General features: G+C 42.6%; 14 protein-coding genes. 1 reads left to right on the forward strand and 13 read right to left on the reverse strand.

Annotated elements, in window-relative coordinates; genetic code table 11:
- Positions 1 to 70 precede the first annotated feature (70 nt).
- The 10 genes from DWY31_RS11720 to DWY31_RS11765 form a co-directional block, all read right to left on the reverse strand.
- The gene (locus DWY31_RS11720) at positions 71 to 1,555 is read right to left on the reverse strand and encodes a sensor histidine kinase (RefSeq protein ID WP_021861319.1); all 1,485 of its coding nucleotides are present in this window, start codon (positions 1,553 to 1,555) and stop codon (positions 71 to 73) included.
- Entirely contained in the window at positions 1,556 to 2,233 is a 678-nt protein-coding gene (locus tag DWY31_RS11725) for a response regulator transcription factor (protein WP_117538396.1), read from the reverse strand.
- Positions 2,234 to 2,290: 57 nt separating this feature from the next.
- A complete protein-coding gene (locus DWY31_RS11730; RefSeq protein ID WP_117538395.1) occupies positions 2,291 to 2,530 on the reverse strand; it encodes a hypothetical protein in 240 nt (79 codons plus the stop codon).
- 22 nt (positions 2,531 to 2,552) lie between these two features.
- Positions 2,553 to 3,023, reverse strand: coding sequence for an SsrA-binding protein SmpB (gene smpB, locus DWY31_RS11735; protein ID WP_117538394.1), 471 nt, complete (start codon positions 3,021 to 3,023; stop codon positions 2,553 to 2,555).
- Positions 3,016 to 5,163, reverse strand: a complete 2,148-nt coding sequence (gene rnr, locus DWY31_RS11740) for a ribonuclease R (RefSeq protein ID WP_118520695.1) — start codon at positions 5,161 to 5,163, stop codon at positions 3,016 to 3,018. The genes smpB and rnr overlap by 8 nt, the downstream gene beginning before the upstream one ends.
- 92 nt (positions 5,164 to 5,255) lie before the next feature.
- The gene (gene secG / locus DWY31_RS11745; protein ID WP_117538392.1) at positions 5,256 to 5,501 is read right to left on the reverse strand and encodes a preprotein translocase subunit SecG; all 246 of its coding nucleotides are present in this window, start codon (positions 5,499 to 5,501) and stop codon (positions 5,256 to 5,258) included.
- Positions 5,502 to 5,587: 86 nt separating this feature from the next.
- Positions 5,588 to 6,937, reverse strand: a complete 1,350-nt coding sequence (gene eno / locus DWY31_RS11750; protein WP_118288777.1) for a phosphopyruvate hydratase — start codon at positions 6,935 to 6,937, stop codon at positions 5,588 to 5,590.
- A gap of 37 nt (positions 6,938 to 6,974) precedes the next feature.
- A complete protein-coding gene (locus DWY31_RS11755) occupies positions 6,975 to 8,312 on the reverse strand; it encodes an MATE family efflux transporter (RefSeq protein ID WP_117538421.1) in 1,338 nt (445 codons plus the stop codon).
- Between the two features lie 344 nt (positions 8,313 to 8,656).
- Entirely contained in the window at positions 8,657 to 8,782 is a 126-nt protein-coding gene (locus DWY31_RS11760) for a LysR family transcriptional regulator (RefSeq protein WP_330411918.1), read from the reverse strand.
- Between the two features lies 1 nt (position 8,783).
- On the reverse strand, positions 8,784 to 9,647 hold the full coding sequence (locus DWY31_RS11765) for a DegV family protein (protein WP_021861311.1): 864 nt from the start codon (positions 9,645 to 9,647) through the stop codon (positions 8,784 to 8,786).
- A 119-nt stretch (positions 9,648 to 9,766) separates the two neighbouring features.
- On the opposite strand from DWY31_RS11765, the gene DWY31_RS11770 reads away from it, so the two are divergent.
- Entirely contained in the window at positions 9,767 to 10,306 is a 540-nt protein-coding gene (locus tag DWY31_RS11770; RefSeq protein ID WP_021861310.1) for a TetR/AcrR family transcriptional regulator, read from the forward strand.
- Here DWY31_RS11770 and DWY31_RS11775 read toward each other — a convergent pair.
- The 3 genes from DWY31_RS11775 to DWY31_RS11785 form a co-directional block, all read right to left on the reverse strand.
- A complete protein-coding gene (locus DWY31_RS11775) occupies positions 10,296 to 11,690 on the reverse strand; it encodes an NAD(P)/FAD-dependent oxidoreductase (protein WP_117538390.1) in 1,395 nt (464 codons plus the stop codon). The genes DWY31_RS11770 and DWY31_RS11775 overlap by 11 nt on opposite strands.
- Positions 11,691 to 11,781: 91 nt before the next feature.
- The gene (locus tag DWY31_RS11780; protein ID WP_021861308.1) at positions 11,782 to 12,960 is read right to left on the reverse strand and encodes a phosphoribosylaminoimidazolecarboxamide formyltransferase; all 1,179 of its coding nucleotides are present in this window, start codon (positions 12,958 to 12,960) and stop codon (positions 11,782 to 11,784) included.
- 53 nt (positions 12,961 to 13,013) lie between these two features.
- On the reverse strand, positions 13,014 to 13,727 hold the full coding sequence (locus tag DWY31_RS11785; RefSeq protein ID WP_021861307.1) for an IMP cyclohydrolase: 714 nt from the start codon (positions 13,725 to 13,727) through the stop codon (positions 13,014 to 13,016).
- Positions 13,728 to 13,948: the final 221 nt, after the last annotated feature.

A 13,948-nucleotide genomic window follows, 5' to 3' on the forward strand; every position in this document is an offset into this window, starting at 1 on the left:
TTACCATTTTATCACTTTGCCACGTTAAAATAATAGCACATCCCTTATAGCTTGTCGATATGAACCTTTCCTACTTCCGATCCAGTGTAAACCAGAATTCCACGCCATTTTCATAATTCTTCACACCATACTCCTGATGGAAGGATTCCATGATCGCTTTTACAATAGAAAGACCGATTCCATTACCACCATACTCTCTTGTATGCGCCTTATCCACTTTATAAAATTTATCCCAGATATGGTTAAGATCTTCTTCCGGGATCGGCGATCCTGTGTTAAACACTGTTACTTTCGCTCTGCTTTCCTCCATATAAATCTTTACTTCCACAATCTTCTCTCCGTTCAGATGGTGGAAAGCATTGCTCATATAATTACGAATTACCTGTTCTACTTTGAATTCATCTGCCCATACATAGACCGGTTCATCCCGCCGGAAGTTCACCGTAGCATTACCCTGCTGTGCCATGATATCCATACTCTGGATCACGCCTCTGATTACTGCTGTCAAATCAAAACGTTCAAAAGTAATATCCTCATCGCCAAATTCCAGCTGGTTAAGCGTCAGCAGATTACGAACCATATTATTCATCTTGCTAGCTTCGTCAATAATCACATCACAGTAAAAATCCATGCTTTCCGGATCGCTGGTCACGCCGTCCTTCAATCCTTCGGCATATCCCTGTATCAACGCCAGCGGCGTCTTTAATTCATGGGATACATTTCCCAGAAAATCATTACGCATCTGTTCCAGTTTTTCTTTCTGTTCAATGTCTTTCTGCAAATTATTATTAGCACTCTTTAAGTCCGAAATCGAGCGTTCCAGTTTCCACGACATCTGGTTAAAATTCTCGCCCAGTTCCGCGATCTCACTAGGTCCTCCTCCGGTATACTTCGCTTCAAAATCCTGATTTGCCATCTTCTCTGATAATGTAGCCAGTTCTCTTACAGGCGCCGTCAGACGCTTTGAGAAAAACCATACAAGAATTGCACAGATAATAAGCGCAGCAGCTCCGATGTAAAGGAGAAACCGATTCGATAGCTGTACGCTTTCTTTGATACTCTCCAATGGACTCCGAATCAGGAAAGTCTCACCGTCTGAGAATGTTCCCCACATTTCAATATACTCGGTCTGCGTCCACGGCTCTTTTGTCTGCCGGATCTGATAATTCTTTTTCTTTAAAAGAACCTTACCATTTTTCTGTGCCTGATTAAGAAGGTATCCCATCAGCTGCTTCCGAAGCAGATCTTTATCATGTACATTCGTTATAATACTCACATCATCCGAATCGGAATTCCTGTTATCCAACACCAGAAATGATATATTATTCTTTTCTGCCATTTTCTGAATACGGTTAGATACCGTATTGTCTGTAATGTTGTCTTTTTTTATCGCCGTACGAAGTTCCTTGTACATTTTGATAAATTCAGTCTGCTTATTTCTTACATAATAAGGTTCCAGGAAACGTACATTTGTGATCCACATTGCGCCAATCATACAAACGATCATGCATATAAATACAGCAATCATCTGCCTTTTAATCGACTGTTTTTTCATCTATTCCACCTCGAATTTGTAGCCCATACCCCAGATGGTTTTGATATAATTGCCTTTGTCGCCTAATTTATTCCGAAGTTTCTTTACATGCGTATCAATCGTTCTTGCATCTCCGAAATAATCATAATTCCACACATTGTTCAGGATTTTCTCTCTGGACAACGCAATTCCCTGATTTTCTACAAAATAAGTAAGTAATTCAAATTCTTTGAAACTCAGGTCGATCTCTTTGCCATCGATCTTGACCATATGTGCCGATTTATCAATCTCAATTCCGCCTGCATCCATTACAGAAGAAGCATCTATGCCATGTGTTCTGCGAAGTACCGCTTCTACACGGGCAACGAGGATCTTCGGACTGAACGGTTTGGAAATATATTCATCAATCCCGAGATCAAATCCCTGCAGTTCATCCCGCTCTTCCGATCTTGCTGTCAGCATAATAATCGGCACTTTGGAACTCTGTCTTACTTCCCGGCATACCTGCCATCCATCCATCTTCGGCATCATCACATCCAGAATAATCAGAGCAATCTCTTTCTCTTCATAGAAAATCTCCATCGCTTCCATTCCGTCTCCGGCTTCGAGTACTTCAAATCCTTCTCTTTCAAGAAAGTCTTTTACAAGCTTCCTCATCCTGCTCTCATCATCTACTACCAGTATTTTAATCTTATCCATCAAAAACCCTCCTTCTTTGTATCTTATACTACCAAAAAAGTTTGTCTGTTCTGTGAATTAATCTTCCTGTATTCCAAGGATCTCCGCAAGTACTTCAATAATGATCTCATTCGTGCAGGACTTGATATATCCCATCATATGAAGAGAAATCTCATCCTGTTTCTGCGCCTCTGAAAGAGAATCATCATGCTTCGTCTGATCGATGAGCTGGATGAGCTGCGGTGTCAGATCTTCGTAAATATCCAGCGTCTTCTGTGTTACCATTTTCCGTAAATCTTCTTTTTTTACCGGTACCATTCGTGTTCCTCCCTTTCGTGCACTATACGCGAAGATTCCGCACTTTGAAATCTCTCTGCGCTTCTCTCTTCTGGTCTTTCTTCGCAATATCCTGTCGTTTATCGTACAGTTTCTTACCTTTGGCAAGACCGATTTCTACTTTTACAAGACTGCCTTTGAAATAAACTTTGAGCGGCACGATCGCCATTCCTTTTTCTTTTGTCTTACCGATCAGTTTATTGATCTCTGATTTGTGCATCAGAAGTTTCCGTACACGAAGCGGATCTTTATTAAAAATATTTCCCTTCTCATATGGACTGATATGCATGCCGTAAATGAACACTTCTCCGTTTTCAATACGGATAAAGGATTCTTTGATACTGCATTTTCCCATACGCAGGGACTTTACTTCTGTTCCATGAAGCGCAATTCCTGTTTCAAAATTCTCTAATATAAAATAATCATGGTATGCTTTTTTATTATTGGCAATCATCTTGCCATTTGTCTTAGCCATCCTGTTTTTCCCTTTCCCTTGCAAATTTGAAATCGATTGTCCGTAAGAATCTGTCTGTATCCAGTACACAGATTCTCACACGCTGTCCCAGCTTATAAGTCTTTCCTGTATGCATGCCGACCATCTCATGCCGTTCTTCATAATACTCATAATGATCGTCTGTCATGTTTACGACATGTACCAATCCCTCTATCGTATTCTCCAGTTCTACATATACGCCCCATTTCGTAATACCGGAAATCACACCTTCAAAATATTCTCCGATATGTTTTTCCATGTATTCCGTCTTTTTCAACTTGACTGTCTCGCGTTCTGCCTCTTCCGCTCTTCGTTCCATTTCACTGGACTGTTTTGTCACTTCTTCAAGGATTGCTTCATAATGTGTACGTTTTTCCGGTGTCATCCTGCCTCTTAAATTATCCTTGATGATCCTGTGGATCTGAAGATCCGGATATCGCCTTATCGGTGACGTAAAATGTGTATAATAGGAAGCTGCCAGCCCGAAATGTCCGGCATTTTCCGGTGTATATTTTGCCTGTTTCATAGACCTTAATGCCAGACGGCTGATCAGTGGCTCTTCCGGTGTGCCTTCAACTTTGCCAAGCAACTTTTGTATTTCTTTTGGTCGAATTTCATTTACGCCAAGATGCATGGAATATCCAAAATTATTGATAAACAGCGCAAGTGCCTGCATCTTTTCCTCATCCGGTGCTTCGTGCACACGGTATACAAATGGCAGCTCCTGCCAGTAATAGTCTTCTGCCACTGTTTCATTTGCCAGCAGCATGAAATCCTCAATCAGCTTCGTAGCCACATTTCTCTCATATGCACGAATCTCAACCGGTCTGCCTTTTTCATCCAGAATTACTTTTGCTTCCGGAAAATCAAAATCAATCGCTCCACGCTGTTTTCTGTGTGCTCTTAAGATTCCCGATAACGTTTCCATCTGTCTGAACATCGGGACCAGTTCTTCGTATTTCCTGCACTCTTCCTCGTCCTCTTTTGTTAGGATCTTATTTACACTGGTATAACTCATTCTCCGGTCTACATGGATCACCGTCTCAGTGATTTCGTGATCAATCACAACACCCTTCGGGCTGACTGTCATAATACAGCTCAGTGCCAGTCTGTCTTCTCCTGCATTCAGCGAACAGATCCCATTGGACAATGTCTGTGGAAGCATCGGTATCACACGGTCTGCCAGATATACACTTGTTCCACGCTTCAAGGCTTCTCGATCCAGTGCACTGTTCTCCTGCACATAATTTGTCACATCTGCAATGTGAACGCCGAGAATATAATTCTCTCCTTCTTTTACAAGCGAAACTGCATCATCCAAATCTTTCGCATCTTCTCCATCAATGGTAACCATCTGCCAGTTTCTTAAGTCCTTGCGCCCCACGCGATCTGCCTCACTGACCGGCTTAGCCACGCGCTCTGCCTGGTTCAGCACTTTCTCCGGAAATTCTGTCGGCAGATTGTAGCCTTTGGCGATCGACAAAATATCTGTTCCCGGCTCATTTGCATAGCCAAGAACTTCTGTAATCTCTCCTTCCGGTTTATGTCTATCATCCCCGTAGGAAGTAAGCTTCACGACAACCTTCTGTCCATCCAATGCACTTTTATCCTTTTCCGCCGGTACAAATATATCCTTTAATATCTTCAAATTATCCGGAAGCACAAATCCATAGCTTTTTCCTTTACGCTTATGATAAAGCCCTACGACGGTCTTAAGCTCATGCTCCAGAACTTTTGTGATCTTGCCTTCCTTACTTCGCCCCTGCGGAGAACGGATAATCGTAAACTCAACCATATCGCCGTCCAGCGCACCACCTGCATTCTCCTCAGCGATAAACGTATCGTCCGGATCGTCTTCTACTACAACAAAGCCGAAGCCACGCTGATTAGCACGGTATCTTCCTGTCAGTTTCTTCGCCTCTCCTTTGCAGTATTTCCCACGCTTGGAAAGATATATTTTTCCTTCTTCTTCCAGCTCTTCCAGAATCATACGAAGAGCATCTCTGTCCTCTTTTGCAACTTGCAGAAGGACTGCAAGTTCTTTAAATTTCATAGGTGTATACAAATCGTCACAGATCAGATCGTGCACAACCTTTTTTCTTTTTTCAAATGTTTTATCCACGTCTTACAAATCCTCCATAAATCCATTTAATATTAGAAAAAAGGCACCCCCATACAGGAGTGCCCTACCCATTCATTCTCATCATCTGCAATCTACGCAAATACTTTTAAATTCAACACTGCTGCCAGCACAATAAAAAGAATCGCAAGCATCTTCGTACCTCTTACAAGTGCTCCTTCCATAGAACGTCCCTTGTTCTGTCCCCAGTATGTGTCTGTTGACATACCTCCGATGGAACCAAGTCCCTGTGTCTTACCTTCCTGCATCAACACGATAGCTGATAATGCGATACAATCTATTGCAAATATAATCATTAAAATCGTTTTTAAAATATCCATCCCTTTACACCTCCTGCGGATAAACCATGTATATTTTATCATAGAGGCGGTAGATTCGCAAGCTTTATTTTCCGGTTTTCCTGTGATTAATTCCGCGTTTTTGTAGGATACTGTGCAATCTCTCCCAGCCGTTCCTCAATCCGCAGTAACTGGTTATATTTTTCTACCCGCTCCATTCTGCACGGTGCTCCGGTTTTAATCTGTCCTGCCTGAAATGCAACCGCAATATCTGCGATCATCGTGTCCGCAGTTTCTCCTGATCGGTGTGATATGATTGTCTGATATCCGGCGCGCTTTGCCAGTTCAATCGCATCAAACGCTTCTGTTAGCGTCCCGATCTGATTTACTTTGATCAGAATCGCATTTGCAACTTTTTTCCTGATTCCTTTTTTCAGCCTCTTCGTATTTGTCACAAACAAGTCGTCCCCCACAAGCTGTGTATGAAGCCCAAGCCTTGTCGTAATCAGTTCCCAGCCATCCCAATCTTCTTCGTCCAGTGGATCTTCCAGTGATACAATCGGAAAACGTTCCAGAAGCTCTTCGTAATAATCAATGAGTTCCTCAGATGACCGGACGCAAGGTTTCCCCTGCATCTTTCCTTCTCCTTCAAATACATACTTCTGAAAAGTAGAATCATACAGTTCGCTCGCTGCCACATCCAGTGCAAACGTAATATGCTGTCCCGGTTCATATCCGGCACGCCGCACTGCTTTTTCCATCCATTCCAACACGGTCCCGGCATCCGGAAGATTCGGTGCAAACCCGCCTTCGTCACCGACCGCAGTGCTTAATCCTTCTTCTTTCAGGATCTTTTTCAGCATCTGATATACTTCCGCACACATCCTTAGTCCTTCCTTATATGTCTCTGCTCCAGATGGTACGATCATAAATTCCTGGATATCGATCGTATTGTCGGCATGTTTTCCCCCATTCATAATATTCATCATCGGAACCGGAAGCATCTTCACATTTACACCGCCCAGATATGAATACAGCGGTATGCCAAGTGAATTTGCAGCCGCTCTTGCAACTGCCATGGATACTCCAAGCATTGCATTGGCTCCCAGATTGGATTTATCTTTCGTTCCGTCCAGTTTTTTCAGCATCTCATCGACTGCTGCCTGATCAAAAACATTCATCCCAATCACCGCCGGTGCAATTCTGGAATTTACATGGTCTACTGCCAGCTCCACTCCCATACCGCCGTATCGTTCTTTTGTATGTTTTATTCCCGGTTTCTTTTCCAGGTTCTTCTCCCTTTGCCTGCCATCCCTTAGTTCCACGACCTCATAACGCCCGGTCGATGCACCGGACGGCACAGACGCCCTGCCACAAAATTCATCCGCCGCAAGCACTTCTACTTCTACAGTCGGATTACCTCTGGAGTCCAGGATTTCTCTTGCGTACAAATCCGTGATCGGTAAATATTTGTACATGTTTTTTCCTCCTTACAGAGGATATTATGCACCAGTTTTACGTTTCTGATACACCCGGACGTGCATGAACTTTCCGTCGCACAAAATAAAAACAGATGACCTGAAGCACAATCGTTATCATCCATGATACCGGATAAGAAATAAATAAAATATCCAGTGAACGATGGTTCGGGAAGATTCCAAAGATCCATACAATTCTCGTACCTACTGTTCCTATGATTGACAGGATCATCGGCACAGATGAATATCCCATACCACGAAGGGCTCCCGGAAGGAGATCCATGATACCACACAGAAAATAAGTAAGTGTCGTATAAGTCAGAACTTCCATTCCACAACTGATAACCCGCGGATTCGTTGTATATATTTTCAGTACCTCCGGTCCGAAGAAATACATTCCACCGCCAAGAGTCAGCATAACTGCAACCGATAAGATTATACAGTCAAACAGTACCCGATCCATTCTCTTCCATTTACCGACTCCGTAATTCTGGCTTGTAAAACTCATGCATGCCTGTGTGATCGAGTTCGTTGACACATACAGGAATCCAAATAAATTGTTGGCTGCTGTATACCCTGCCATTGCAATTGAACCAAAAGAGTTTACCGAAGATTGTAATAATGCGTTGGAAAAATTAATAACTGTGCTCTGGATTCCCGCCGGCAGTCCTACCTGGAAAATCTGCCGCACATAGCAGCCACGGATCTTAAGATCTCTGAAACGTAACTGATAACTTGCCTGTGACCGTTGCAGACAGCGAAGCACAAGCGCACAGGAAATTCCCTGCGCAGTAACAGTTGCGATTGCCACTCCGGCAACGCCCAGATGAAAAGCAATAACGAGAAAAAGATTCAGACACGCATTGACAACACCTGATACGATCAGGAACAACAATGGCCGCTTTGTATCTCCAACTGCACGAAGGATCGCCGCACCATAGTTATACAGCATAAAAAATGGCATCCCGGCAAAATAAATCCGCATATATAAAGTGGACTGACCGATAACATCATCCGGTGTTCCCATAAGTTCCAACGCACCTCTGGCAAAAAAGATACCGACAAACAGCATTACTACACCGCTTATAAGCGCCAGCATAATCGCTGTATGTACCGTTTCCGACATTTCTTTATCTTTTTGTGCTGCATAGAATCTTGCTGCGAGCACATTTGCCCCAAGTGATATTCCGATAAATAAATTCGTAAAAATATTGATAAGTGCTGTTGTTGAACCGACAGCTGCCAGTGCCTGACTTCCGCTGAATCTTCCAACCACAATAATATCTACCGCATTAAACAAAAGCTGTAAGATTCCGGACAAAATTAACGGCACAGAAAAAGAAATCAATTTGTCCATAATGGTTCCATTGCACATATCAATCTCATATTTATTCTTTTTCAATTGATTCACCTCTCCTTTAGATTTTCAATTACTCATACCGCGATAAGTATAACACTTCTGTTTTACTTCTGTAAACCAGTGTCACTTGTTCACACTTTAACCGGTCAGCACATGATCCAGCCGGTGTAACTTCCCGAGGTGAAAAATTTCCTACTGTTGCGATAAAAAACTCCACTCCTAAAAGCGCCGACATATTTTAACGCTCCTTTTTGTATCCACGATACCACAAAAAGGAGCGTTATAGATAAATCTTTCCCAGTCCCTTCTTTCGTCGAGGCGATTCCAAGACAGTTTCTTGTAAATACCGGAAAGCCACGTTAATTCTCCACTTCTTTGATCGCATTGGAAAGGCTGGGTTGTGAAATATGCAATTCCCGCGCGGCTTCACTGATCGAGCCTTTCTCTGCCACTGCAAGAATATATTTTAAATGTTGTAATGTCATATTATCCTTCCCTGCAGATTCCTACCACGCCAAATGCTCCCGGACCTCCGTGACAGGTGATCACACCCCCGGTACGCACCCATGTGATTTTCTTCACGCCACACTCTTTTGCGGCATTTTCTGCAATTTCTTTTGTATGTTCATCCATTCCCGGAGACCAGATCAGATACAATTCACTAAGATCCAGTTTCTGTTCTTTGATATATTCCGGGATTACTTTTACTGCAATCTTCTTCATTTTGCCACGATGCTTCTTCGTTGCCTGCAAATATCCATCCAGAATCTCAATCTGTGGATGCAGTTTTAACAACTCTCCTGCAATTGCCGCACCATTGCTGACTCTTCCGCCTGCTCTTAAGAATTTCAATGTATCAGGTATAAAACACATATGTACACTTGCTGAAATCTTCTCCGCCGCTTCTTTCGCCTCAGAAAGTGTCCACTCCGGATGCGCCTTAATTGCTTTTGCGGTTTCAACCACCACCATATACTGACCTGCTGCCACATGTTTTGTATCCACACAGGCAATTCTTTCAATATCATCTGTATCAATTGCAATCTGGGCGCTCTGGTAAGAACAGGTTGTCACTGCTGAATATGCCAGATATAAAAGCTCACACTCCGGATCTTCCTCTCTGATTTCTGCGATTACACGCCGGAAATCTTCCGGTACGCTTCCACTTGTCCGCGGCAACTCACCGGTCTTCTCATAATACGCATAGATTTCTTCTGCCGGAAATGTTCCGTCATCCTTCGTATCTTTTCCAAAAGAGACGTGCATCGGCACTAATTTTATCCCATATTCTTTCGCCACTTCTTCTGTTATATCCGAACCCGTCTCGGCCAAAATCACAATCTTGCTCATTCTAAATAATTTCCCTTCATCTTTATCACGTAGTTTTTATTACTACATTTAATTGTATCTCATACATATCTGTGATACAATTTACAAAAGACGTGAAAGTGTAAGAAAGGAGCCTTCTCATGACACGAAAATTATTTTCCAGAAAATACACAAAGCGGACACGTTTTACCCGACAGTGTATCGGAGAAGCGATTATTGCTCTTGTTTACAAAAAAGACTTTGATTCCATTACCATCTCCGACATTGTAAAAACTGCCGGCGTATCCCGCATGACTTTTTACCACTATTTCAAAGATAAAACCGAAGCTCTCGGCAACTATCTGCAGGAAGTCATTGACGGTTATCAGGAAGTCTGCCCGAAAGACATTACCCTTGTCATGCTTCGCCGTGAGACATCAATCCGTCAGGCACTGCATTATTTTGATCAGTACACTTCTCTGTTTCTGACATTGGAAAAAGCCGGTTTGTACTCCCTTATGATTAATGCCATCAATGACTATATGCGTATTTATGTCGCTCCTTATTACTCCGGTTCTATCTATGAACTGTATTTTTACGCAGGTGCACTTTTAAATACATTCATCGAATGGGAAAAAGGAAAAAAGAAAGAACCTGTCGATGAAATCGTACAGATTCTTCTTTCTCTGACTACTGATTAAGGATACAGCGCGCTACCCACAGACCATTCGCAGATGCCTGCTGCAGTCCTCTTGTAATGGAAGCACCGTCTCCCATCGCACGTAATCCTTTGATGCTGGTCTCAAAATCCTGTCCAACTACAACTTTATTGGAATAGAACTTCACTTCCACGCCATACAGCAATGTCTCATCCGACGCAATACCCGGTGTTACTTTATCAAGTGCCTGGATCATCTCGTCAATCGCAACCATGATTCTGTGTGGAAATACCAGTGACAGGTCTCCCGGCACCGCATCTTTCAGTGTCGGCGTAATATTGTTACGGTGAAGACGCTCTTCTGTTGTTCTTCTTCCCCTGCGGAAATCTCCGTATCTCTGTAACAGGATCTTACCGTCACTTAACATATTGCCAAGCTGTGCGATATGTTTACCATATTCGATTGGTGATTTAAACGGCTCTGTAAAATTCTTGGATACAAGAAGTGCAAAGTTCGTATTCTTTGTCTTCATATCTTTTGATTTATAAGCATGTCCGTTTACAACGGCAAGCCCGTCATCATAATATTCTGTCGCAACTTCTCCTGACGGATTCGTACAGAATACACGCACTTTATCATCAAAGGTTGGTGTATAGTATACAAGCTTTGCTTCATACAGTTTCTCATTAAGTTCCTTCATGATCTCATCACGCACTTCCACACGAACACCGACATCTACTGTACCATTCTTGGTATCGATGCCATGTTCCTTACAGATATGTGAAAACCACTCAGAACCTTCACGACCGATTCCGGCTACAATTTCCGGTGCATAGAACACCTCGCCCTGCTCCGTGAGCACACCTTTTGCAACACCATCTTCTACCAGAATGTTCTTCACCATTGTCATAAATTTTATCTCAACACCGCTCTTTATCAGATGTTCCTGCAGTCTTGTATAAATCTTATAACCTTCTTCCGTTCCCAGATGACGGATCGGACATTCGATCAGCTTCAGATTCGCACGGATTGCTTTAGTACGAATTGCTTCGATTGCCTCATAGTCTTCAATGCCGTATACCTTCTTATCTGCTCCGAATTTCAGATAAATATCATCTGCCTCATGAATCAGTTCTTCTGCTTTCTCATATCCTAAAATCTCCGGCAGTGTACCGCCGACATCCGGTGACAGCGATAATTTTCCATCGGAAAATGCTCCTGCTCCTGCAAATCCGGTTGTGATGGAACACGGCTGACATCCCACGCAGACTTTCGTCTTACGCTTCGGACACTGTCGCTTTTCTATAGATCTTCCTTTTTCCAGCATAAGGACTTTCAGATCCGGTTTCTGCCGCGTCAGTTCATAGGCGCAGAAAATTCCTGACGGACCTGCTCCTATAATAATTACATCATATTGATTATTCAATCATTTTCACCTTCCTGGTTTTATATTCGTGCAACACTCCTGTGGCACAGAACAAGCCGGTGAGAGCTCCCCGGCTGTTCTGGTAATGGATCTAGTGATGGAACAGACGAATACCTGTAAACGACATTACCATATCATACTTGTTACATGTATCGATCACATTGTCGTCACGTACAGAACCACCCGGCTGTGCAATGTATTTTACACCGCTCTTGTGGGCACGTTCAATATTATCCCCAAATGGGAAGAAGGCATCCGAACCAAGTGATACATCTGTCAGCTTATCCAGCCATTCTCTCTTCGCTTCTCTTGTAAATACTTCCGGTTTTTCTTTGAAAATATTCTCCCATGCCCCGTCAGCAAGTACATCCATATAATCTTCACCAATGTAAAGATCGATCGCATTATCTCTGTCTGCACGGCGGATTCCATCTACAAACGGAAGATTCATTACCTGCGGAGACTGTCTTAACCACCAGTTATCTGCTTTCTGACCTGCCAGACGTGTACAGTGGATACGTGACTGCTGTCCTGCTCCGATACCAATTGCCTGTCCGTCTTTGACAAAGCATACGGAATTTGACTGTGTATATTTCAGAGTGATCATAGAGATCGCAAGATCGATCTTTGCCTGCTCTGTCAGTTCTTTATTCTCAGTCACAATCTTAGCAAAGAAATCATCATCAATCTTTAATTCATTTCGTCCCTGCTCAAAAGTAATTCCAAATACTTCTTTGTGCTCCATCGGATCCGGTACATAATCCGGATCAATCTGGATAACATTGTAATTGCCTTTTTTCTTTGCTTTTAAAATCTCCAGTGCTTCCGGCTCATAGCCCGGTGCGATCACACCGTCTGACACTTCTCTCTTGATCAGCTTTGCAGTATCTACATCGCACACATCAGACAGCGAAATAAAATCACCGAAGGAAGACATACGGTCTGCTCCTCTTGCTCTTGCATAAGCACTTGCTAGCGGAGACAACTCTCCAAGATCATCTACCCAGTAAATCTTAGCCAGTGTATCGCTCAGCGGAAGACCTACGGCAGCGCCTGCCGGTGATACATGTTTAAAAGAAGTTGCTGCCGGAAGTCCGGTTGCTTTCTTAAGCTCACTTACAAGCTGCCATCCATTAAACGCATCCAGGAAATTAATATATCCCGGACGTCCGTTTAACACTTGGATCGGCAGATCTTTTCCATTTTTCATATAGATCTTAGATGGTTTCTGATTCGGGTTACAACCATACTTTAATTCTAATTCTTTCATGTTTACACTCCTGACTTTTCATATGTGATTTCTATATTCTCTATATTCTGTTCTTACTGGTTCTTGTTGACAATTCTTGTCTCATACTCTCCTGTTTCGATATCAATATAACGTACAAATAAAGATACTTTATTGTCTTCATTCAGGCTGCTCCACAGAAGCTCTGTAAATGCATCGATTCCATCCGGAATCTGAACAAGCTTCGGCTCTCCCTCAAAGCTTGGCAGTGGATTGGCATCATGCTGGTATGTATGAATGAAATGTCCTTCTCCTGCTGCCGGATTCTCATATGCAAATGTATAGCGGTTACATCCGGAAGGATCACCATTATTACTCTTAAGAATAGACATGGCATAGTTGTATTTTCCATTCTCAATATGCATAATGCCGGAAATACGTGGTGTATAGTTCGGTCCGTCCGGTTCAAATTCACGGCTTCTCAATGACTGTTCGAATGTCATCTGCTTATCCATACCTTCATAGATCGTATCGGTCTGATCTCCGTTTGTAACGATCGTCTTATTCCCCAGTACACGAACCGGTGCATAGATGATCAGGCTCGGATCTGTCAGTTTCGCCGGATCAAATGCCTGCGTACGGATTCCCTGTCCGTCTTCTACAAACACACGGTTCCGGCTGTTCTCACTTCTTCCCATAATAAAATAGGCAGTTACAGCTTTACTTCCGTCTGCACTTCTGCCTATAACGATACCTCTTCCTGGATAGGAATTTTCTTTCAGTTCTTTTTCAATTGCTAACATTTCCATAAGAATACGTCTCCTTCTTCTGATTGGTTTTAAGCTGTGCATTCATTATATAAGAAATCTGGAATTGATACAAGTGTCAACAACCGAACTCTTTCTTTTGTTTGCTCTGAAAAGCATTAATTTTGTTAAGATTATATTACAATTTTATTACATTTTTATGCAATTTTTATCTTGTACGCAGAAATAAAAAAGAGTAAAATAAATGCGGTTTTGAAATCTAT

The sequence above is a fragment of the Dorea sp. AF24-7LB genome (genome assembly GCF_003478575.1).
In the GTDB taxonomy this organism is placed as follows: domain Bacteria; phylum Bacillota; class Clostridia; order Lachnospirales; family Lachnospiraceae; genus Dorea_D; species Dorea_D hominis.